The organism is Legionella israelensis (assembly GCF_004571175.1).
Classification (GTDB): Bacteria; Pseudomonadota; Gammaproteobacteria; order Legionellales; family Legionellaceae; genus Legionella_D; species Legionella_D israelensis.
On sequence record NZ_CP038273.1, the window covers coordinates 1,208,894 to 1,231,723 of the forward strand.

Genomic DNA, 22,830 nt, shown 5'->3' on the forward strand with positions numbered 1-22,830 from the left:
TTTTTAGATCATCCTAAATTATACAATATTCATGCAACTTCTGAAACGTCTTTTTATAATAAATATTCAGGGCAAAATCATACTTGCCCTGAATAAGACAAGAAATGCCTGGCTTGACTTAAAGTTCCACGCTAAAACTATTTATAAGGTTCAATCAGGGTTAATTGACGTTTCACTGACAAACGAGCACCGAACCAACCCAGTATAGAAGCAAAAATCACCACGAACAAAATTTGTCTTATTGACATTCCATAAAATGGATAGCTCATTTGGTAAGTGCCGATAAATGCGTTAACAGCTATTCCCAGGCTGAGAATAAAAATATTAACGAGTAAAACAGCAATAACAGCTCCTCCTAAGCCATACCAAATACCAGCGTATAAAAAAGGTCTAAGAATAAAAGGATCCGTAGCTCCTATTAATTTTAATACCTGAATTTCCTCGCGCTGATGATAAAGCGAAAGTCTTAAGGTATTGCCAATAATTAAGATCACCGCCAAAGATAACATGAGAATAAAAGCGTTTGCCACATCTGCAACTAAATCAAGCAAGGCATACAGTCGATTGATCCATTGCAAATCAAGCTTTGCCAGTTCAATGCCTGGCTCTACTTTCAACTGAAGGTAAAGTTTTTCTATTTGGGCAGGAGAATGAACGGCAAGTGCCGGAACAACCTCAACAACTGCTGGTAAGGGATTAGCTGGCAGATAACGAATAATGTCCTGCATTCCTTCCTGTCGACTTAATTCCTGCAAACCCTTATCGGCTGATTTCAGGGTGGCTTGTCCAACTCCGGGCATATTTTGCACACGCGTTAAAACAGCCTGTTGTTCTGCCTCAGAAAGAGTGGTTTTTAAATACAAGGAAATATTTCCATTACGTTGCCAGCTTTGGGTCAGACGACCCATATTGTCGATAAACACGCCAAACAATGTAGGCAGGGTTATAGCAACAGCAATGATAAACACGGTCATGAAGGTTGAAAACGGTTTTTGGCACAATTGACTCAGGCTGTGGCTTGCCGCTTTGCAATGGCAGGAAAATAATGAACGGAGGGTATTTAACATAAACATCCCTCCTTAAGCATGACGATGCGATGTTTTTTACCGGCAATCAATGCCAAATCATGCGTTGCCACCAATACACTGACGCCGACCTGATTGAATTGTTCAAATAAATTCATGATTTCAGTTGACAATTTAGGATCCAAGTTACCGGTAGGCTCATCGGCCAGCAATAATGAAGGCTTATGAACAACAGCTCGCGCAATCCCAACTCTTTGCTGTTCACCGCCGGACAAATGGAAGGGCAACATTTTTTCCTTAACAAGAAGCCCAACCATATCCAGTGCAGCATGCACGCGTTTAATTATCATGGGATAAGACAATCCTTGGATATATAAAGGAAGAGCAACATTTTCAAATACTGAACGATCGTTTAGTAAGTAAGGGGACTGAAAAGTAATTCCGATACGACTTCGGTGGGCTGCAATTTCATGTTTTTGCAATTGATTAAGGCGAGTACCATTAACAATAATTTGTCCTGAGGTGGGTCGTTCAAGAAGGGCAATTAACTTCAACAAAGTACTTTTGCCTGCTCCAGAATGCCCCGTCAGGAAAGCCATCTCACCATTTTCCAGGACAAAATCGACATGCTTTAATGCTTCGAAGCCTCCCGGATAACGCTTACTGACTTGATTGAATATAATCATTTTCAAATATTGCACTGACAAATTGTGCCGCATCAAAGGGTCTTAAATCCTCTATACCCTCACCCACTCCGAGATAACGAAATGGAATCCTTAATTCGTTAGCTATGGCAAATAATATCCCACCTTTAGCCGTGCCATCAAGTTTTGTCATGGTAATACCAGAAATGGCGATGTCCTGATTAAACTGGCGTGCCTGATTCAAAGCATTTTGCCCCACACTGGCATCCAGTACCAACATCGTTTCATGAGGAGCGGAAGGATCAATTTTCTGGATAACCCGCTTAATTTTCTTCAATTCATTCATCAAATTTCCCTGGGTATGCAGCCGCCCTGCTGTATCGGCAATGAGGATGTCCATATGACGGGCTTTAGCCGCCTGGACAGCATCAAAAATGACCGAGGCACTATCAGCTCCGGTCTGTTGAGCGATCACAGGGATACCATTACGTTCCCCCCATACTTTCAGTTGCTCAACAGCGGCCGCTCTAAAAGTATCACCCGCAGCCAGCATGACTTTTTTGCCTTCTTGCTGATATTTTCGAGCAAGCTTGCCGATCGTGGTCGTTTTACCCGCTCCATTAACACCCACCATCAACAGGATAAAAGGAAAACCAGAATCAAGCGCTAAGGGAGGGGCATCAAAGGTCAGTAATTTTATCAGTTCTGCTTTTAAGGCCTCATACACGGCCTGACCATCCGACAACTGCTTTCTTGCCAGACGCTCCGATAAGTGGGTTAAAATTTTCTCCGTCGTTTCAATGCCAAAATCCGCACTTAACAACAAAGTTTCCAGTTCTTCAAGGATCTCTGGAGGGATTTCTTTTTTACCCAGCAACAGCCGGCCAACTCCCTCACCTAACTGATGACGCGTTTTAGCTAAACCTTTTCTGAAACGCGCAAAAACACCTGTGCGGGAAGAAGAATCATCATCGGCAAATTCAGGCGTAGCCTCTTTGCCATTTTCTTCCTCCTGTATTGTTTCCTTAAAAGAGTCAGCGTCAACATGCCCCTGAGCTTGTTTTTTTCTAAACCATTTGATCATGGGTATACAAAACTGTTGAAATGTGAAATTCTATCATCTTTTTTTGCTTTGGGGATATTCAATGCGCAGATTAATTTTTATTTTATTAGCATTTATATCATATCCTATCTACAGTCAGGTTCATGAATTTATTTTAGATAATGGTCTGAAAGTTCTGGTCAAAGAAGATCATCGTGCACCCGTTGCTGTATCGATGATTTGGTACAGGGTAGGTTCAGCCGATGAGCCTGGGGGGATAACAGGAGTGTCTCATGCGTTGGAACACATCATGTTTAAAGGAACCCATAAATACCCTTTAGGTGTCTTTTCAAAAACCATTGCAGAAAATGGCGGTCAGGAAAATGCATTTACCAATTTCGACTATACGGCCTATTTTGAAAAAATTGCCGCCTCCCGCCTCCCAATTGCTTTTGAACTGGAAGCCGACAGAATGCGCAATCTTCTTTTAGATCCCCTCGAATTTTCCAGGGAGATTAAAGTCATTCAGGAAGAACGCCGATTGCGTACGGATGATAACCCACAAGCATTAGCTTTCGAACGTTTTCTCGCAACGGCTCATTTGTCTGTGCCTTATCAACATCCTGTGATTGGCTGGATGAATGATCTGGAAAACATGAGCATTCATGATCTTAAAAAATGGTATAAGCGTTATTATGCTCCTAACAATGCTACTTTAGTGGTCGTCGGTGATGTTGAGGCAAATAAGATACATCAACTGGCCAAGCAGTATTTTGGCGCCATTCAAAAAAGCAATGTACCTAAACGTAAGCAACAAATGGAACCACCAGCATTAGGAAAAAAATCAGTAAAAATACATGCCCCTGCCCGTCTGCCCATGCTCATGCTCGGTTATACCGTTCCCAGTGTGAAAACAGCAGACAAAAAATATGAACCTTACGCTTTAGAACTGATTGCCGGCTTATTGGATGCCGGAGAAAGCGCACGATTTGCCAAAGATTTGATTCGTGGCAAGCACGTTGCCAGCGAAGTAGAGGTTTATTACAATCTGTACAGTCGTTATCAGACTCAGTTCATCCTGTATGGATTGCCGGCTCAGGACAAAAATATCGAACAACTGAAAAATGCCATTATTGATGAGATAAAAAAATTACAAGCACAAACTGTAGATCCAGCCGAACTGGCACGAGTAAAAAACCAAATCATTGCGCAGAAAACCTTCGAAAAAGATTCAATTTTCGGTCAGGCTATGGAGCTTGGTTTATTGGAGACGGTCAATGTAGGCTGGCAGGAAACAGAAAATTATGTGAAACAAATCGAGCGAATCACGCCTGAACAAATCCAGCAAACGGCACAACGTTATTTTCGGGAAAAAGCCCTGACGGAAGCAGAGCTTATTCCTTTAGCCGAATCCGGGAGGAAAGCATGAATACCTTTAAAAATCTGACGATCTTTTTTTTCATCAGCTTTCTTGGCCTTGCAGAAGCAAAATCATTTCATACGGAACGCTGGCTGACGCCAAACGGAACTCGTGTGGTTTTTTATCAGACAAAGGAAGTACCGATACTGGATATTCAGATAGCCTTTGCTGCCGGCTCCGCTTATGATGATAAACATTTTGGCTTAAGCACGCTGACTACCAACTTGCTTAACCAGGGCAATGCTGGCCTTAACGCGACGGAAATTGCAGAACGTCTTGCCGAAACGGGGGCGCAATACAGTGCTGACAGCAGCCGTGACATGGTTGCTGTCAGCTTGCGAACATTGACTCGCCAAGATGCCTTGCAAAAGGCAGTCGATACCTTCATACAGATCATCGGCCAACCTGATTTTCCCGAGCAAGCGGTTGAACGCGAAAAAAAACAACAAATCACAGCCATTGAGCAATCGATGGAATCGCCGGACAGAGTGGCAACTGATGCCTTTTTTAAATTGCTTTACCAGCAGCACCCCTACGCTCATCCGGTGCTCGGAACTGTAAACCAGGTTCAGGCCCTGAGCAGAAAGGAGGTGATGCAATTTTATAAAACATATTTTGTTGCGGCAAATGCAGTACTTGTGATGGTAGGAGATATCGATAGCTCCTCTGCACATCAGCTTGCAGAGTCCATCAGTAAAAACCTGCCCAGAGGCACTTTTGCTTCAACCATACCCAAAGCCAAAGCAGCGGCAAAAAAAAAGGAACTGAACATTCCATATCCCTCCTCGCAAACCATACTGAGGATGGGACAACTGGGCATTGATCATCATTCCCCCATCTATTTTCCCCTTATGGTCGGTAATTACATTCTGGGAGGAGGCTCTCTGGTTTCACGATTAGCCATTGAGGTTCGGGAAAAACGTGGTCTCACTTATGGGGCTTATAGTCAATTTATTCCCATGCCTGGTGATGGTCCTTTTTTAATTAGCCTGTCCACAAAAAACGAACAGGCCAAAGAAGCCTTGAACGTGACGATGAATACAGTGAAAAACTTTTTATCCAAAGGACCTGATGAAATAGAACTACGAGCCGCTAAACAATATTTAACCGGCAGTTTTCCTTTATCTCTTGCAAGTAATAAAAATATTGCCACCATGCTGTTAAAAATAGCTTTTTATCATTTACCAGATGATTTCCTTGATACTTACATTAAGAATGTTGAACAGGTTAGTCTTAAAGATATTGAGCAAGCCTTCAAACAGGAAATCCACCCGGATAAATTTTTATTCGTCACTGTTGGACGGCAGGCATGAAGCAAACCGTTCGTATCATTGGCGGTCAATTTCGTGGCAAAAAACTTGTATTTCCTGATATCGAAGGCTTAAGACCGACACCCGATCGTGTTCGGGAGACGGTCTTTAACTGGCTTATGCAGCGAATTAAAAACGCTCATTGCCTGGATGCCTTTGCCGGCAGTGGCGCACTGGGGCTTGAAGCTTATTCTCGTGGAGCTGCTAAAGTTACACTTATCGAGCAATCTACAACTGCTTATCAATATTTACATAAGACGCTGATGGAGTTTAACAGTTCCCGATTAAAACTGCTGAGAATGGATACAAGACATTTCCTGCGCAATACGAAAGAACAATTTGATATTGTTTTTCTTGACCCTCCTTTTGAGAGCCAACTGCTGGAGGAATGTCTTGATATTCTCTCAACCACCTCAGTTCTCTCTTCTCATGGCTTGGTCTATATCGAATCATCCCGAATTTTAAATCTTGACGAAGACAAATGGCAGGGATTGAGAGCAAAACGTGCCGGCCAGGTTTTTTATGGTCTCTATGAAAAAGTCCATAAGCCCGTCCCATAAAAATTTCTGCCAAATTACAGTCTATACTTCACAACTGCTTGACAAGAAGGCAAGCTCCTGTTTCAATCAAAGCATATTCCTCTATGATAATGTTGGCGATGCATAATAAGATCATCATGCTGTTGATTATTTCAGCTTTAATGACTGGATGTACCTCGATAACATATAAAAAGCCCCCTATCAATCGCCCAAGTGATGATGCCACCATCAAACTGGCAGAGGCGGCAAGTTCAGTAAGTGACTCCATGCTTGAAATAGCAAGAGTGGAAAAAGTCATCTCTCCCCCTTCTGTCGATAATGTACTGACCATTCCCAATGCCTATAATCTACAAGCCCGTGCTTCTGTTGACTGGTCTGGGCCAATTGAAGATCTTACCTTGCGCATTGCCAAAGCCGCCCATTTTAAACTTCGTGTGCTTGGAAAAGCACCGCCTGTGCCCGTTCTGATCAGTATTACAGCAAAAGACGAGAGTTTGGCTAAATTATTGCGCGATATAGACTATCAGGCCAGAAAACGAGCCTCTATTCATGTCTACCCTAACAGTCAGGTTGTTGAATTACGCTATGCTAAAATATATTCCTAAATTCATATTCCTATCAGCCATACTGCTTAGCGCATGTACGTCATCCTCTTATATGGGCATGGGGGATACTGGTTCATTGTCCGGTTTGCTCAGTATGGGTTGCAGGAAATGTCCCTCTGGCGATGTCAGCAAAATTCGCGAAATGGCCTTGAAAGAAACCGCATTGACCGTGGGCGCCCAGTCAGGACTTGCCTGTCGAGCCAGAGTCATCGATGAAGAACTCAATCGCAATGCTCGTAATCTGGATACTGTTTTTGATTTCAATTCACTGATCCTCGAGCATAATATCTTACCTCCTGTCTTACTGGAAGGACGAAGTACTTTCAATCTTGCCGATACACATACCATTCGACTGTCTGATAGAAACTACAAGATTGCCAAGCAAGCTCGATTTATAACGACTCCTCCAAACTGGCGCCAGTATTTATGGATGGATTTTGTCAAACCGGAGCCTCCACATATGACGCTTCTTCCCAAAACAAAGGAAGAGCAGCAAATCTGGTGCACTTATGTTGAAAAAGGATGGAAAAATGGTATTGAGCAAGCCAACATTATTCTTGAAGAAAATCTCGCGCGGATTAAAGAAGACTTTGTAGGTATGATTCTTTATCGTAAGCTTTTAGCGATGAATATGGTTTCTCCCCCCTTTGTGACCCATACCGATCTAGGAGTTACTGGCAATGGTTCAGAGCTTCATATCGATGATCGTGTATTGCGCATTACGGCTCTGCCAACACTTAATATTAACAGCGAAGAATGGCGTGCGGCTGTTGCTAAAAAAGAAAATGAGCTGGAAAAATATAAAAACATGACAAAATTAGCGCAGAGGTCTAAAATTATTATAACCAGCAAAGCATGGCAACCCGTCATTGCTCCTGTGAATAAATAATAGATAAATAATCCTGCGATAAGATGAACAATGTAAACTTAATGCCCGATGAACCTACGCGTTTTTCGCCTGTCTTCATGGACAAAATGCTTGAACATGCTGAAAGTTTGAATGCTTCAGATATTACTATTCAAACCGGCGAGCCTATTTTCGCTGAAGTGTATGGCAGACTCCTTAAGATCACCAATCGACGATTATCTAATACTGAGCTTGGTGATTTAATTAATTCGATTTATGGTCCTAATGCAACCACCCAGTTATTATCCGGTGTTGATATTGATACTCACTATGAATTCCGGCCAAATCGTGGGGTTCGATACCGCTATCGGGTAAATGCCACCTCGTGTCTTGTAGAAGGACATGACGCTATCCAGATTACCTTAAGAACGATTCCAACAACGCCTCCAAGGCTTGAAACCCTCGGACTTCCCGATAACATCATTGAAGCTATTGCCCCTCAGGAAGGCATTGTGTTTATCACCGGAGCGACTGGATCAGGTAAATCAACATTACTTGCCTCCATTATCAGAGAGCTCATAGAGAATGAAGACTCCAACCGGAAAGTACTGACTTATGAGGCACCAATCGAGTTTGTTTTTGATGAAATTGAAACCATTTCAGCCGTGGTCAGTCAGTCAGAAATTCCTCGTCACCTACCTGATTTTGCAGACGGTGTAAGGAATGCGTTGAGACGAAAGCCTAGATTGATTATGGTGGGTGAATGCCGAGATGCTGAAACCATCAGCGCCGCACTTGAAGCAGCGCTTACCGGCCATCCTGTATATACGACTCTTCATACCTCAGGTGTGGCTGAGACCATGCGCCGACTGGTGACTTCATTTGCCGGAGAAGAGCGTCTGGGACGAACGATTGATATTTTGGAAACCATACGCCTCTGCATCTGGCAGAAACTGGTTCCCACCGTAGATGGAAAACGGGTTGCTCTGCGCGAATATCTTGTGTTTGATGAAGAAACACGCGATGTACTCCTGGAAGGTAATCCTAATGAAGTAACATCGATCACAAGAAAACTGGTTCGTGAAAGAGGTCAGCTCATGACAGTAGATGCCAAAAGGAAATTTGAAGAAGGCATCATCAGTGAACGTGTTTACAAGCTTATTATTGCCGGAACAAAAGAATATCAACGCTGATCATCTCTACATCTCTATATATCCCTACCCCTGATCGACCGCTATCCACATGCAGCTTTGTTTGCAATCTATTATCAAGCGGTGCGAATTCGATTTAAAAATAGCCAAAGCCCAAAGTAACTATGCTACGTTTTTTAGTGATTCTCGTAAGATGGCCAAGTTCCCAAAAAGGGCTAGTAGTTATAACACAAGCAAGAAAGGCTGAACATACATGTTCTTTCTATTATTCGGGTCCAGCCGAAGGTGTTGCCTCGATGTTTCCCTCTCCGGATTTGAGTTTATCCAAACCTTTTTTAGCTGAATCTTTAGCGCCTTGAATGGCTTGCTGCCCTTTGGCTTTCAAGGCTTTATCAATTGCTCCTTGACCTGCAGAAGTAGCCTCACCACCTTTTTCCACCTTGCCTTTTGCTTCCTCGCCCCACTGAGCAGCTTCAGCACCAACACCCTCAGCTGGACCACCAATCCAGCGCAACACTTTGTCAGGCAAGCTGGTAATTAAACCAAAGGATTTTTGTACAATAATCAAATAGGCCGAGGTATAAGCCAAAATAGAGAAGAAAAAGGCATACACTCCTGCCCAACTGGTATAGCCGGTAGCTACCGCGATTCCAGCTGCGCTCTTGGTTTGTGAACCTGCTGCTGTCACACCATACTGGCCAAAATCCGTAGCATCACTTGCAGAACTGACAGGCTGCATAAAGCTAACAGCATGTTCATAACCCGTATTCAAGATCCATACACCCACGTAAGAAAGTGCAATTGCAGCAATATAGCCAATAATCATCATTGACGGTCTTAAAAATACATTCAGTAAAATCATAATCGCAGGTTCACCCTTTCCAAAAGCGTCATGACCTTCAGGGTAAGTTACACCAAGTGCTACAACAGGTCCTGCAACCATGGCATCAATCACAGCCATCAACCAGGCAATAACACCGAAAATAAAAATTAAATAAGGCAATAAAGGAATATAATAAGCCGTGACAAAGCCTATCGCCACCATCACGCTTAACCAGGAAGCCAATAAAGGCATGGCCATGATGATCAATGCAAGAATAAACATTCCAATTCCAAAAGGTAAAATAGCGGCTGTAATTGACATAGTGAGCAGCATGATCCACAAATTGAAGGTGAAATTGATATACGTGGTTCCCATCTGGGCCAAAGCCACAATGGGATTAATGCCAGGTGTCGACAAAACTTTCAGGCCATCTTGAAAGATGTAGGCCATCCCCTGAAGAGGAATCATCAGAAATGCAAGAACGGCTTGTTCAATAAAATGCTGAAGACGATTGAGAAAAAAATTGAAAACAGGCCTGAAAATGCCATTATAAAATAACTCACCAAACATACGTCCCAGGCATACATGGAAAGTCAATATTTTTATCTCTCCGCAATCAAAGCTTGCATTAGGAAGCCGATAATCGGACGTATCAACATTCACATGAATCATATTGGCAAACTTAAAACCAGGATCAATTCCAGGTTGGCCCGGAGTCTTCATGGTTAAGGAATTATTAATAAAACCCCAGACAGTCGCAGATTGTGTACCAGTAACGATTTTTATCTGACTGGATGGGTCCGTTGGATTAGGAATATTACTACCCGTTGGTCCTGTTATTGAACCTTGTAAATACTGCAATACCATCGACTTTCCATTAAACCAGGTGCACAATGCTGCACGCGTCCCCTGACAGGTATTATTTGACCCGAAAGCATCGGTTAACTTTGTTGCGTTAAATGAACTGCCGCTAAGGCCAGAACCTTGTTCAGGTTGATCTTTAGAAACATCGAAATCCGACGAGGCGGCTGCTGAACTATTTAATTTGACTAAATCAAAAAAGTAACTGCCAGCCAGCATCCATCCTTTATTTTCAGCCTCAGAAATGAATTTCCTTGCATCGTCTTTTGTTTGGCCTTTCTTCGCCTCATTGAGTAAATTCAAAGCTGGATTTAAAATGCCGTTATAATCAGAGATTGCACCTAAAAATTCCGTTCCATTAAACAGAACTGCCCTGTTGGTATCATCAGCAGTGGAAGCAGCCCCCCAAGTAACGCAGTTTCCTACAGATTGACATATTGAACCGTCTTCACCATAGGGGACACCAAACTGATCCTCGGCAATACTGGAATAATTGTTTTTATCATCATCACCTGTTTTTTGCGATAAGCGTGGATTATTATTCACCATAATCCGTGCAACTGAAGCAAGATCAGTATACATCTGCTGAACGCCGATGGCTCTGGATAGCTTTATCGTGTCCAGCTGATTGTTACCGGCGACTTTTTGCATGTCAGAAATTTGGTCAGAAGTAAAAGGATTCCACTTGATGGTGCCGCAAATTCCGTTTAAAAAATAATACGGGGATTGATCATCAAAATTAGGCATATCGACATAAAAACTTTGGTTTTTATTGTTTGTTCCACCACTCTTTTGCTGATCATTTTGAGCTGCAATAGCATTCACTGTACTCAAAAAATCAGGAACGGCCGTCTGGCAAAACGTTTTCATAGCGCCCGTAGGTGACCCGCTACAGGGACCAGAGTTATTTTGCTTGGCCTGCAAATATTTTTGACGCTGTTGTTCCAATGCTCTTTGCAAACCATACATGCACACTTGACCGGAAAGAATCCTTCCAGCACCAGCGGAGATCGGACTTGTGCGCACATCACTTCCATCACCTAAAGGGTTTTTGACCTCAGCCCTAATGATCACTCCGCCGCGATTTAGATAATCCAGCGCTGCATCCCAGATTTTATCGGCAGCCCCGACTCCCTGCAACACTATCCACATGACAAAAATCTGCATCAGACAATAGCCGGATGCTTTGGGTATCAATAAAGCCAGGCCAGCCGTTGAACGGATAGGTATCCAAATGGAAGACCACTTTTGCCCTAATACCTGTCCTTCATGGGCTGTGTTCATGGTCGACACCAGAAGGGTGTACATGATAATGATGCCGCCAATAGCCAGCACTGCGGCATTAAAAACACCAAACATAGCCCCCATGATCTGGCTGCCGGAACCGTGGAGCACACCATCAACTGTGCCAAAAAGGTTGCCAAGAAAAACCACTGAATAATCACTGGCAGGCGGAGCGAAGGTCAAAGCACCACTATCCCCATCAGCAGCTATGGCAAGAACTGGGAATACTGTGAGTAAAAAGAGGATTAGCGATTTTTTCATTCTTTTTCACCCATTAAACCTTGCCTGAACCATTCGCGAAAGGTACAACCTAATTTACGTTCCTTGATTTGGAAATACCAGAAATGATAGCGAAAGGCTAAAGTCAAAGCGATCAACATCACTACCAAACTCACTACCGTGGCTCGTATATTTCCGGAAAAAAGATGATATCCGGCATAAGTGAAAATTCCAAAAGCCACAATAACCATAAAAATACTTAACCGTTTTAAGGCCTTTTGACGAGAAATAAGATCTTTTTCAGTCAAGCTCATTTCTTCCACAACACGATTAAAATCAGCTTTTTTGACTTTTTTCTGCGGGATAAACAATTTCTTTATCCCATTTTTTATATACAGCCAAGCCGCTTTGATACGATCATAATCAATCCACGCACGAACATTAAATATGCTTGTGATGACTTTCCAGGTGCGCGAACCTTTCTCTTTTTTCATAATCTTTACTATTCTGGCAATGATTTTTTATATGTCATAATATAATATAGTAGTAAGTTTAAGTGCAGTCCATCAATATCAATAACCGTAAAAAAAGAGTAAAATATGCCTGATCTCAGCCATGAAGCCTCTGCCCAGTACTGGTATGAGTATGTTGATCCCATGATTTACCGTGTTATCACCTTTATGGAAGGTGTGGAAGACTGGACGCTGGATGGCAATCCGGAATTGGAGGAAGCGCTTTCTGACTTGGGAAAAGCACTTGATAACATTGAAAATGTTGACTTAGGGGCACTGGCTGAAGAGGACAAATTCATTCGTATTGTTGGAAACATTAAAACAGGACGCGGCCTTCGTTTGCTCCAAGCCTTAGATACAGTTCATCCCGGTTCTGCTTCGCGAATTCTGATTCATGCGGAGGAAACCAGTATGGGATCAGATGATCCCGCAGGCTTTTTTCTCAAACGCAACATTGTTTTTGAGCGACTGCGTTTATTGGGACGAGTATTTTCTGAATCCCGCTTACAATTGGTTCTACGCGCTCTCGAAGGAGAAGAATAATGAAATTATTGTGTAAACTCTTAATCTCAGGCTCTTTATTATCTCTTACTGTCACTCCTGTCTATTCCCAAACGACTCAAGATGGCTATGATTCCTACTATGAACAACAAACCAGCAGCAACACCCGCGATTTAGTCAAATACCTTTTTAATCTGGGTCTGTTTTTGGGATATAACCTCAGCACCCCCCCATCGCAGCAAAATGTCAGCGATGAGCTTCTTGACCCCTCAGGAACGCAGCTCAAACAGAATTATTTATACAATTCCGTTCTGGGAGCCATTCCTGTGAATGCCTTCAGTCAAGCCTTTTCCATTTTTGTTCCCAGCGCTGTACCCATATCTCAAAGTCTTAATGCCTTTGCCAACTATACTTTTAAGAGCCAGCAATACAGCTCACCTCAGGCAAGACAACAGGGAAATATTGCTGTATCAAACCTAATTGATCAGCAAAACTATCAACAGGATCCGGTAAGTCAGGCTGTCTTAAATATTTTGGCGACTCCGGATTTCAGTTACTGCTTAAATTATCAGGGAACACAGTTGCAGAATGAGAGCTGCCAATTACTGTATCAGAACAAAGTCATGACGAATATCATCGGAACATTACCTGGAACCCATGATTATTTCACATACGACTACAATCAGAAATTTTTAAGCCAGTTAAACAGCAACAACTTACTTTCTCCTTTGCTTTATTCAACTCAAGTCACAGGCACAGGCACAAACCAACAAGGACAAGGATCAGAAAATCCTGGACTAACTGCAAACAGCCAGGCACAACAAGCAGCCAATTTTATTCTATATGCTTCAGGAATGGCTGTACCACCTAATCTGCCCAAGTTACAAAATTATGACACACTTTATCAGCAGGCTTCGGGGAATGACAAGAGTGTCAGTAAAATGGCGCAGCTGCAAGCTCAGGCAGCAATTGCCTCTTATTTTGCTAATTTAAGAGTCTATGCTGCACAAACTTCGGTAGGTCTCAGTAATCTCTACTATATCTTATCCAAACGAATGCCTCAGAATTTTGGTACCGATTCCGAAAACAATACCAGCCAAGCCTTAAACGAATTTAATATGGCAACATGGAGATTATATAAGCCACAATCACAGCAAGACGGCGTCCCTCAGCCGAATCAACAGTGGATTAATATGATTAATAAGGCCTCTTCAGCCACGGTACAAAAAGAAATTGCCGTTTTACTTGCTGAGATCAACTATCAGTTGTACCTTAATCGGCAACAACAGGAGCGAATATTATTAACCAATTCCATCTATCTGTTGCAAAATTCCAAAGCTTCAGAACCTACTCAATCGTCACTGGGCTTCACAGAAGGAAATACGGGAAATAACGACACTCAGTAAAGCTCAGATGCGCTTCTGAGCCTGGTCAAGTCGGCGTTTTGAAATAAACTGCCGGCTTGACCACTAGCTTCTATGTTGACAGTAGAGTAAATGGACAGATTTTATAATTCAGTACTTACTTGGAAAATTTGCTTATTTTTCATCGAAAATCTGACCTAATTTTTCCATAACCGCATCGATTTGGACAAGTTTCATGGTCTCCGCTCCATGAGCATGAGTTCCCCACATGTTTTTCTCCAAAGTCGTACCTAAAATCTGTTCAACGGCCTGTGGATAACAATCCACTGTCAGATGGAGGAAAGTATAAGGACCTGAGACCTCTGAACTTGTAACAGCATGTAAAGCAACCACAGGGGTTCCTACTGCTGCAGCCATGTGAGAAGGTCCTGTGTCGGGACATAATACTGCATCGGCTTGACTGATTAATGCCAATAATTGTTTAGGTTTTGTTTGTCCTACCAAACTCCTCACTTTGACTTCCTGCATGATCTTAGCAGCCAGATCTTTATCCAGTGCTCCTGGACCACCTGTTAGAATCACATCAACCTTCCATCGTTGCTGAGCACGCCGAATGACTTCGATATATCGCTCTACAGGCCAGCATCGTTCAGGCTTACTGGCTGCTGGATTAACAATTAATATCTTATATTCAGACAGATACTGCCTTGCCCATTGCTTATCCACAGCACTAATGGGTAAATCCCAGCGAACCATTTTATGTTTTATACCTAAAGGTTCGGCAAATTTTAAAAAACCTTCCAAGGTATGTTCATGGCCAAAAGAAATTCTTTCGCGAACAAACCAACCATGTCCATCTTTAGCTCGCAATTTGTCATAGCCAATTTTACGTTTGGCTTTTATCAGTGGATATAAAAGATTTGCACGAAAACTGGCCTGAGCCGCCAAAAGCACATCAAATTTTCTCCCTTGCAAGTTTTTTTTAAATCGCCAGTAATCGCCAGGTCGCTTGGGTTTGTCAATAACAATAAACTCCACCCCATCCATCCCTGCGACTAAATCATAAGCAGGGCGTGAAATCACCCAGCTGATTTTTATATTTTGAAAATGGGCCTGTAGGGTTCGAATCAAAGGAACCAGCATTAAAACATCACCTAAGGCTGAAAGCCGCACTACACAGACCGATTGAATCATTTTTTCAGGATATACTTGGCACCGCAATAAGGACAAACTTCAACGCCAGTTTCTTCGATGGGCAGGTAAACTTTAGGATGTGCATTCCAAAGTTCCATTTCATCCGTAGGGCAACTGAGAGGCAAATCTTTGGGATGGATAATATATTCCTTTTTTGCGCTTGCAGTTTTTTTTGTTGATTCAGACATGATTTCCTCTTATAGGATTAAGACTTTTTAGTCAGTGTCTTGTTGATCATTGCTCAAAAAGGGTTTACCTACTCCTAATAAGCTCAACAGACTTTAGATTTAAATTACGGATTTATCTATTTTTAACCTCAACTCGACGTAAGCATCATGTCTAAACTTCGATAAATGGTATCTTGTTTCGTTAAAAGGAGGCCAAAATGCTCGAATTAGCCTAGCTAGTCCTGTGCTTTTGACCACCTTTTGTCTCGCAGGATACAATCTCTCTCGCTTAGGCATGATGCTTAGGTCGAGTCGAGGTTATTATCTAATAATTTGTCTAATTTCTCCATCATTTTGGTTGCGCAATCGTTTTCCTGAGGGTCGAAGTATACCGCATCAGGCCAGTGTCTTAGCCAGGTTAGCTGACGTTTGGCCAACTGTCGTGTAGCCGCCGTTCCTTTTTCTTTTAATGTTTGAACATTAAATTGTCCCTGTAAAAAATCAAACACCTGACGATAACCTACACAGCGTAAAGCAGGCATATCAGTGGTCATGGACCATTTATTGATCAAAACTTCCACTTCTTCAATCAAACCGCCTGCCAACATGTTTGCAAAACGATGTTCAATTCGAGTATGGAGCCATGAACGTTGTGCAGGGAAAAGCACCATATTAATGAATGAATATTTTTCTCCTGTTTTTTGTTGATCAAGATGCCCAGACAAAGTTGTTCCGGTTAAATAATACACTTCCAGCGCTCGAGCAATTCGTTGAGCATCGTTAGGATGAATCCGACTGGCAGAATCAGGGTCAACGACGGCCAGCTGTTGATGAAGTTTATTCCAGCCATGAGTTGAAGCCTGTTGTATAAGCTGTTTTCTTATAAGCCCATCCGCTTGCGGCAAATGGGATAATCCTTGCTGCAAAGCCTTGAAATACATCATTGTTCCGCCCACAAGTAAAGGGTATTTATTCCTGGCTCTGATTTGTCGACATAGCCTGTCGACATCGGAACAAAATCTTGCTGCGGAATAAACTTCTACAGGATCAAGAATATCGATTAAGTGATGCGGAGTTTGCCATAATTCCTCAGGTGTTGGTTTCGCAGTGCCAATATTCATCTCGCGATAGATCATTGCCGAATCGACACTGACTATCTCAAAAGGATAGCGCTGTACCAACTGGCAGGCCAAATCTGTTTTCCCTGACGCTGTAGGGCCCATTAAACAAAAAACCGTCTCAATCACCTAATAACACCTGACAATCTTTTTCATGTAAACATCTGTACAGTTTCAAGGCCTCAGCCTCACAAGCTTGCAATTGCAGAAAAAAACGATAAAGCTCATCACCTTCATCTATAGTCAGTTGTTGAACATCGAATGCCTGGCAGGTTGAAAGCATTACCAGCAGCTTTTCAGGCTCAGATAAACAATCTTCTGAAAGATTTTGCAAAAACATATGAATATCCAACTGAGGCATTAAAACAGGCAATGCCTGAACAATAAGCTCATTCTGTTTAGAAAACAGACAGTGTACACCAAAACCTTTCATCATCTCCAGTTTTCCAGCCAATAATAGATACGTTTCTGGGAGAATTTGAAGTTGTACGGGTACGAGCAGTGGACGAGAAGCGAAAGGGTGAGTCATATCTTTCAGGTGGCTATAAAAACGTTTTTGCTGCAGCTTCAGGACATCAACAAGATAAGGCGTTGCCTGATGAAGCAATAAAGCATATCGTTTGTTTAAAGCAATCCATGGTGAGGTTTTCTCCTGCACACAAAGCTTAGATGTTGTTAAAAGTGGTTTATAAGAAGGGCCGTGGTTTTCAGAAACCCCTGATAGGGCTTGTGTTTTTATCGCTTGTCTGACAGCAGTTTTATCCCCATATACGGACGCTAGTGCTTTAGATAACTGGGATACAAAAAAATCATGAACCAGGCGGGGCTGTTGAAATCTGATCTCATGTTTGGCTGGATGAACATTTACATCGACTTCTGAGGCCGGCAAATGAAAATAGAGTAAGCATGAAGGAAAACGACCAGGGTGCAGGACCTCTTCGTATACTTGCTTAATTGCATGTAAAATGAGCTTATCTTTTACCATGCGTCGATTAATGTATACCCACTGGCGGTCATTTTGGCTTCGTTGGTACTGAAGGCCGCTTAACCAGCCATACAGATGCATTCCACTATCTTCAACGTCAACGTATACAGCGTCTTCCATAAAACGGTGGCCAAACAAGCGCGCCATTCGTTTTTGCTGGGCTTGAGCATGACTCGCAGCAGGTAAGTTCAGCACTGTTTTGCCATTGTGTTTAAACAATAAGGCAATATATGGAGCTCCCATGGCAAATCGTCTCACCACAGCCTCAATGGCCAAAAATTCCAAGCGCTCGCTTTTAAGAAATTTTTTTCTCACAGGGAGGTTATAAAACAAATCACGCACATCAATTGTGGTGCCATTATTTCTTGGACAAACGGATAATCGGACTTTACTCCCCTCTGCCTCCAATGTCATTGCATGTAGCTGCTCTTTTGTTTTCGAGCTGATAGCAATTTTGGAAACAGAGGCAATGCTTGCCAGAGCTTCGCCTCTGAACCCCATGCTGGCGATCGAATAGAGATCATGAATATCTTGTATTTTGCTAGTGGCATGGGCTTTGATGGTTAAAGGTAAATCGTCGGCAACAATTCCCACGCCATTATCAATAACTTTGATCTGATTCAATCCGCCATGACGGATCTCTATGCTCACTTGACTGGCTTCAGCATCATAAGCATTCTCAAGCAATTCTTTAACCACAGAAGCCGGTCGTTCTATTACCTCGCCCGCTGCAATCTGATTGGCAACGGCCAAAGGCAGTTCTTTGATTCTTATGCCCATGAGGAAGGTATAATTAATTTCTGGCCAATTTTCAAGGGGGCAGTTTTTGATAATTTATTTGCCGAGCATAAAGAACTGAGGCTAATCTTATAATGTTCAGCAATACCTGACAGGGTTTCTCCGGCTTGAACAACATGTGTTTTTCCTTCCGACATGGCTTCAACATACGTTCCATAAGGCGGGTAGTCCTCAAAGTACTGTTTAATCCCTCTAAAAATAGCCTGACTTAACTGTTGCTGATAGGCAGGATTAGTCAAATTTTTCTCTTCGCGAGGATTGGATATAAAACCGGTTTCTATCAGAATCGAAGGGATATCAGGTGATTTCAGAACAACAAATCGTGCCTGTTCAACATTATCATTGTGTAAACGCGTTATTTTATCCAGCTGCTTCAATACACGAGCTCCCATTTGTAAACTGGCGCCAATGGTTGCGGTTTGGGATAAATCAATCAATACTGACCGAACCATACCATTTTGATCATCCAGATCAGAGAGATCAACACCGCCCAATTCCGAATAGTTTTCCTTTTCAGCAAGCCATCTTGCTGCCTCACTCGTTGCACCTCTTTGAGAGAGCGCGAAAACAGAAGCACCGTTCGATTGGCGATTAATAAATGCATCAGCATGAACAGCAACAAAAATGTCAGCATCATATTTTCGGGTAATATTTAAGCGTTGGCGCAATCCGATATAATAATCGCCATTGCGAGTTAGTACGGCGCGCATTCCATGCTGTTGATCAATTAATTTTTTTAGTCTGAGGGCAATGGCCAGAACCACATCTTTCTCTTTACTGCCGTGAGGCCCCGTAGCACCTGGATCTTTGCCACCATGTCCAGCATCAATGACCACCACCACATCACGAAGTTTTTTGCCAGAATGTCGAGTGCTCACCAAGGTTTTTTTATTCTGTACCGCCTTGTTTTTCCCTGTGAGTTCAATCTGAAAGCCGGAAAGCTGTCTATCTCTCGGTTGCCAATTCGTGGTCTTGAAATCAATGGGCTCATTCAGTTCAAAAACAAGTCGCAGAATACCTGTCTTTGGATGGCCGCTACGAATATTTTTAATCATAGAGCGACGAAGTGAATTGGTATTTAATTTAAAATCAAGGTTTGTATGGGAAAAATCAATTACCAGTCTGTCAGGATGAGAAAGGGTAAATATTTTAGGGGCAACACGACCGTTTAATGAAAAAAACAGCAACAGATGTCGGGATTGCTCTTTTATATCGATTCCCTTTAGTTGATGGCTGTAAGCTATCGAATATACAGCTATCAATAAGTAACAAACCAGTATGCGCAAATTCATACCCCACCTGTTAAACATGTTAAAATGCGCTCACCCAAAACGCTTAATGCCTTGATTCGCATTTCACGTCCTGTTTCTTTGATTTTCAAATCAAATTGTAAGTCCGTATGAATGAACAAATTGCTTGCTTTCTCCGGCCATTCAATACAACAAATTGCATCTTCAGAGAAATACTCCCGAAAACCTATATATTCTAATTCTTCTTCATCCTGAATACGATACAAATCAAAATGATGTATTTGTAAAGATTGACATTGATAACTTTCAACCAGGGAAAAAGTAGGGCTTTTAATGGCCGATGCAACGCCTAAGGCCCGCAGCATAGCACGAATGATGGTCGTCTTTCCTGCGCCCAGCTCACCGCTGAAAGCCAAAACAGCAGATGGCAACAAACAGTTTGCCAGTTTTTTGCCAAATGTCCGACTGCTGTCTTCATTGGACAGAGTCTGCTTCCATACTGTTCGCAACGCCGAACGGGTCATATTGATAATCCATTGATGAATTTTGGAAATTGAGCCAATAAATCACTGGCTAAAAGTCCTCTTTCTCCTTGTCTTTGGACGATTTGATCGGCGACATGAGCATGTAACCAAACCCCTGCTTTCGCTGACTCGGACAGAGAAAGACCTTGTGCCAGTAATCCTGCAATAATGCCGTTTAAAATATCACCCATGCCGGCTGTAGCCATACCTGCATTACCGGCAATACAGACAAAATTTTCTGCATTTACTGTACGCAGAATACTGCCAGCGCCTTTGAGTATAATAACTCCGCCATACTGCTTTTGTAGTTTTTCCACAGCCTCGAATCGGTCTTCTTGTATTCCTGCCGCAGTACAAGATAATAAAGCACCCGCTTCACCCGGATGAGGGGTTAGTATCCAGTTATCATCGATTTGTGGATGCTCAGCCAAAAGCCTCAAGGCCGATGCATCGATGATCATTGGCAATTGGGCCGTTATAGCTGCATGAAACAACTTTTTTCCCCACTCGTCAACACCGAGTCCAGGTCCCAAAATACAAACGGTAGCTTTCCTCAATAAAGGTTTAAGTTCATTTTCAGAACGAACACCGTGGACCATTATTTCAGGACAGAAGGGCAAAACACCTGTGATATGTTCTGGGCGTGTGGCAACTGTAACGGCACCTGCCCCTGTTCGCAAAGCGGCTTTAGCAGCAAGTGCCACAGCACCAGGCATGCCAGGTCCTCCGCCTACCACCAGCACATGACCGAAATCGCCTTTATGGCAATTTTTCTTCCGGGGAGGTAAGGGTAAGTCAATCGTTTGTCTCGTCAACTGCAAGGCATAAAACGGAAGCTGCTCAAGAATATCTTTTAATTGAAGATCAGCACAGTAAATCTCTCCACAATGATCGGGACCATCCAAGGTATACATGCCGGTTTTTCGTCCAATAAAACAAATTGTACAGTCTGCACGAACACAACAATTATAGACTTGACCGGTATCGGCATTAAGGCCTGAGGGTATATCGAGAGCAATCACCGGCAGCTCAGTTTCATTGATCAGATTAATCGCCCCCACCATTTCCCCACGAACCTCACCTTGCAAGCCGATACCAAGCAGTGCATCAACAATCAGGTCAACTTCAGTATCAAACGGTTCATCAAGCCAAGCACAAGGAATGTTATCCACCATAGCATGCATGGCAGCATGAGCTGCGGCGGAGGGTAGATTTTCCGGGGATTTTAATTGATAAATTTTAACGCTTAATCCATATTGCTGCGCCAACCTCGCCAATACATAGCCATCACCTGCATTATTACCCGCACCGCAAAAAATGGCCATACGCTGAATATGGGGAAAGTGTTTTAAAACCGTCTCAAAAGCAGCTTCGCCTGCGCGCAACATGAGTGTGTGCTCACTGATGTTGTATTGGTTAATTGCCATATCTTCGCAGCGGCGAATCTGCTCACATAGATACAGCTTATGCTCGGGAGGAATCATAAGTTCATATATTCAGCATATAAGACCATTAGCGGAAAATGGTTCTCATTTTCCATTCTTTTACTCTACCAACTTTAAGGAAGGTTTTTTACGGGATATCTTATCAGAGTTTGTGCTGGATGGGGGTGGCGTCTCATCTTCTTCCGGTGGAAAAGAAATTCCTCGGCCGTTCTCTTTTGCATAAATTTCAAGTACCGCTCCAGGAGCAAGAGAAATCTGCATCGACTGTCCCGAAAATTTCGTGGTAAATATAATTCTATCATTCTCCAGCATCAAGCCACGGCATGCTGAAGGCGAAATATTAAGAACAATACGACCATCCTGTACATGTTCACCAGGCACCTGGACACTGGGATAATTCGCATCCACAAGGATATAGGGGGTCATGTTGTTATCAACAATCCAGTCGTAAAAAGCACGAATAAGATAAGGTCGGTTTGATGTCATCCTTTTCATTATGCTGCTCTCAATTGTCTTTCTGCTTCAGTTAGGCTGGTTTGAAATGAATCACGCTTAAAAACACGCTGCATATAGTCCTGTAAAGCTTTAGCGTTAGCTGGAATATCAACACCTAATTTTGGCAAACGCCAAAGTAAAGGAGCAAGAGCACAGTCAAGCAGGGAAAATTCTTCGCTTAAAAAGAACGCCTTGTCTGCAAAAACAGGCTCAAGGGCAACCAGGCTCTCGAGAAGAAGTCTCCGTGCTTCATCTGCTTTCTCGCCCTGATTAATCTGACGCATTAATTCATACCAGTCTTTTTCAATACGGTGCAACATTTTGCGTGATTCGGCCCTGGCGACTGGGTATACAGGCAATAAGGGCGGATGAGGAAAGCGTTCATCAAGGTACTCCATGATGATTCTGGCTTCATAAAGGACAAGTTCTCTGTCAATTAATGTAGGAACCGTGCCATAGGGGTTAACTGCCATCAGATCCGCAGAAGGCTCATGCTGTTTTACAGAAAGGATTTCTACATTTACACCTTTTTCAGCTAACACAATGCGAACTTGATGACTATATATATCATCATTTTCAGAATACAAAGACATAACTGTACGCTTTGCAACGATAGCCATCAGAAACTCCTCATTATTGTTTATTCCTGAGTCTAAATAACTCATGTTACGCAGCGTTTTTATACCTTTTGGCAAATATTTGTTTCA

General features: G+C 42.7%; 22 protein-coding genes. 8 read left to right on the plus strand and 14 right to left on the minus strand.

What is annotated here, in order from left to right; all coding sequences use genetic code 11:
* Positions 1-137: 137 nt before the first annotated feature.
* Genes ftsX through ftsY form a run of 3 tightly spaced genes read right to left on the minus strand, consistent with a single transcriptional unit; the run spans position 138 to position 2,753 of the window.
* Positions 138-1,067, minus strand: coding sequence for a permease-like cell division protein FtsX (ftsX, locus tag E4T55_RS05275; protein WP_058502968.1), 930 nt, complete (start codon positions 1,065-1,067; stop codon positions 138-140).
* Positions 1,061-1,711 carry a cell division ATP-binding protein FtsE gene (gene ftsE / locus E4T55_RS05280; protein WP_058502983.1) on the minus strand — a complete coding sequence of 217 codons (651 nt, stop codon included), beginning with the start codon at positions 1,709-1,711 and terminating at the stop codon, positions 1,061-1,063. Before ftsE ends, ftsX begins: the two co-directional genes overlap by 7 nt.
* Positions 1,686-2,753 (minus strand): signal recognition particle-docking protein FtsY, encoded by a 1,068-nt coding sequence (ftsY, locus tag E4T55_RS05285; protein ID WP_058502967.1) that lies wholly within the window; start codon positions 2,751-2,753, stop codon positions 1,686-1,688. The genes ftsE and ftsY overlap by 26 nt, the downstream gene beginning before the upstream one ends.
* A 61-nt stretch (positions 2,754-2,814) precedes the next feature.
* On the opposite strand from ftsY, the gene E4T55_RS05290 reads away from it, so the two are divergent.
* The 6 genes from E4T55_RS05290 to dotB all read left to right on the plus strand — a co-directional run bounded on the left by E4T55_RS05290 (position 2,815) and on the right by dotB (position 8,625).
* Positions 2,815-4,140 (plus strand): M16 family metallopeptidase, encoded by a 1,326-nt coding sequence (locus tag E4T55_RS05290; RefSeq protein WP_058502966.1) that lies wholly within the window; start codon positions 2,815-2,817, stop codon positions 4,138-4,140.
* Positions 4,137-5,444 carry a M16 family metallopeptidase gene (locus E4T55_RS05295; protein WP_058502965.1) on the plus strand — a complete coding sequence of 436 codons (1,308 nt, stop codon included), beginning with the start codon at positions 4,137-4,139 and terminating at the stop codon, positions 5,442-5,444. Before E4T55_RS05290 ends, E4T55_RS05295 begins: the two co-directional genes overlap by 4 nt.
* Positions 5,441-6,001 carry a 16S rRNA (guanine(966)-N(2))-methyltransferase RsmD gene (rsmD, locus tag E4T55_RS05300; RefSeq protein WP_058502964.1) on the plus strand — a complete coding sequence of 187 codons (561 nt, stop codon included), beginning with the start codon at positions 5,441-5,443 and terminating at the stop codon, positions 5,999-6,001. The genes E4T55_RS05295 and rsmD overlap by 4 nt, the downstream gene beginning before the upstream one ends.
* A gap of 98 nt (positions 6,002-6,099) precedes the next feature.
* The gene (gene dotD / locus E4T55_RS05305) at positions 6,100-6,585 is read left to right on the plus strand and encodes a type IVB secretion system lipoprotein DotD (protein ID WP_058502982.1); all 486 of its coding nucleotides are present in this window, start codon (positions 6,100-6,102) and stop codon (positions 6,583-6,585) included.
* On the plus strand, positions 6,566-7,474 hold the full coding sequence (locus tag E4T55_RS05310; RefSeq protein ID WP_058502963.1) for a type IV secretion system DotC family protein: 909 nt from the start codon (positions 6,566-6,568) through the stop codon (positions 7,472-7,474). Before dotD ends, E4T55_RS05310 begins: the two co-directional genes overlap by 20 nt.
* Before the next feature lie 41 nt (positions 7,475-7,515).
* A complete protein-coding gene (dotB, locus tag E4T55_RS05315; RefSeq protein ID WP_058502962.1) occupies positions 7,516-8,625 on the plus strand; it encodes a Dot/Icm type IV secretion system ATPase DotB in 1,110 nt (369 codons plus the stop codon).
* 223 nt (positions 8,626-8,848) lie between these two features.
* Here the strand turns inward: dotB and dotA are convergent, their stop codons facing one another.
* Both dotA and icmV read right to left on the minus strand, forming a co-directional pair.
* Entirely contained in the window at positions 8,849-11,812 is a 2,964-nt protein-coding gene (gene dotA, locus E4T55_RS05320; protein WP_058502961.1) for a type IVB secretion system protein DotA, read from the minus strand.
* Complete coding sequence (gene icmV / locus E4T55_RS05325; protein ID WP_058502960.1) at positions 11,809-12,264, minus strand: type IVB secretion system protein IcmV; 456 nt, start codon at positions 12,262-12,264, stop codon at positions 11,809-11,811. Before icmV ends, dotA begins: the two co-directional genes overlap by 4 nt.
* Positions 12,265-12,369: 105 nt before the next feature.
* On the opposite strand from icmV, the gene icmW reads away from it, so the two are divergent.
* A complete protein-coding gene (gene icmW / locus E4T55_RS05330) occupies positions 12,370-12,825 on the plus strand; it encodes a type IVB secretion system protein IcmW (protein ID WP_058502959.1) in 456 nt (151 codons plus the stop codon).
* The gene (gene icmX, locus E4T55_RS15180; RefSeq protein WP_058502958.1) at positions 12,825-14,189 is read left to right on the plus strand and encodes a type IVB secretion system protein IcmX; all 1,365 of its coding nucleotides are present in this window, start codon (positions 12,825-12,827) and stop codon (positions 14,187-14,189) included. Before icmW ends, icmX begins: the two co-directional genes overlap by 1 nt.
* A gap of 132 nt (positions 14,190-14,321) precedes the next feature.
* Here the strand turns inward: icmX and E4T55_RS05340 are convergent, their stop codons facing one another.
* The 9 genes from E4T55_RS05340 to sspA all read right to left on the minus strand — a co-directional run bounded on the left by E4T55_RS05340 (position 14,322) and on the right by sspA (position 22,743).
* Positions 14,322-15,341 carry a glycosyltransferase family 9 protein gene (locus E4T55_RS05340; protein ID WP_058502957.1) on the minus strand — a complete coding sequence of 340 codons (1,020 nt, stop codon included), beginning with the start codon at positions 15,339-15,341 and terminating at the stop codon, positions 14,322-14,324.
* Positions 15,338-15,529 (minus strand): zinc-finger domain-containing protein, encoded by a 192-nt coding sequence (locus tag E4T55_RS05345; protein ID WP_058502956.1) that lies wholly within the window; start codon positions 15,527-15,529, stop codon positions 15,338-15,340. Before E4T55_RS05345 ends, E4T55_RS05340 begins: the two co-directional genes overlap by 4 nt.
* Positions 15,530-15,810: 281 nt before the next feature.
* A complete protein-coding gene (gene miaA, locus E4T55_RS05350; protein WP_058502955.1) occupies positions 15,811-16,755 on the minus strand; it encodes a tRNA (adenosine(37)-N6)-dimethylallyltransferase MiaA in 945 nt (314 codons plus the stop codon).
* Positions 16,748-18,391, minus strand: coding sequence for a DNA mismatch repair endonuclease MutL (gene mutL, locus E4T55_RS05355; RefSeq protein ID WP_058502954.1), 1,644 nt, complete (start codon positions 18,389-18,391; stop codon positions 16,748-16,750). Before mutL ends, miaA begins: the two co-directional genes overlap by 8 nt.
* On the minus strand, positions 18,382-19,701 hold the full coding sequence (locus tag E4T55_RS05360; protein ID WP_058502953.1) for an N-acetylmuramoyl-L-alanine amidase: 1,320 nt from the start codon (positions 19,699-19,701) through the stop codon (positions 18,382-18,384). The genes mutL and E4T55_RS05360 overlap by 10 nt, the downstream gene beginning before the upstream one ends.
* Positions 19,698-20,183 (minus strand): tRNA (adenosine(37)-N6)-threonylcarbamoyltransferase complex ATPase subunit type 1 TsaE, encoded by a 486-nt coding sequence (tsaE, locus tag E4T55_RS05365; RefSeq protein WP_058502952.1) that lies wholly within the window; start codon positions 20,181-20,183, stop codon positions 19,698-19,700. The genes E4T55_RS05360 and tsaE overlap by 4 nt, the downstream gene beginning before the upstream one ends.
* Positions 20,180-21,667 (minus strand): NAD(P)H-hydrate dehydratase, encoded by a 1,488-nt coding sequence (locus E4T55_RS05370; protein ID WP_058502951.1) that lies wholly within the window; start codon positions 21,665-21,667, stop codon positions 20,180-20,182. The genes tsaE and E4T55_RS05370 overlap by 4 nt, the downstream gene beginning before the upstream one ends.
* Before the next feature lie 60 nt (positions 21,668-21,727).
* Entirely contained in the window at positions 21,728-22,114 is a 387-nt protein-coding gene (locus E4T55_RS05375) for a ClpXP protease specificity-enhancing factor (protein ID WP_058502981.1), read from the minus strand.
* Positions 22,115-22,122: 8 nt separating this feature from the next.
* Positions 22,123-22,743 carry a stringent starvation protein SspA gene (gene sspA / locus E4T55_RS05380; RefSeq protein WP_058502950.1) on the minus strand — a complete coding sequence of 207 codons (621 nt, stop codon included), beginning with the start codon at positions 22,741-22,743 and terminating at the stop codon, positions 22,123-22,125.
* Between the last annotated feature and the right edge of the window lie 87 nt (positions 22,744-22,830).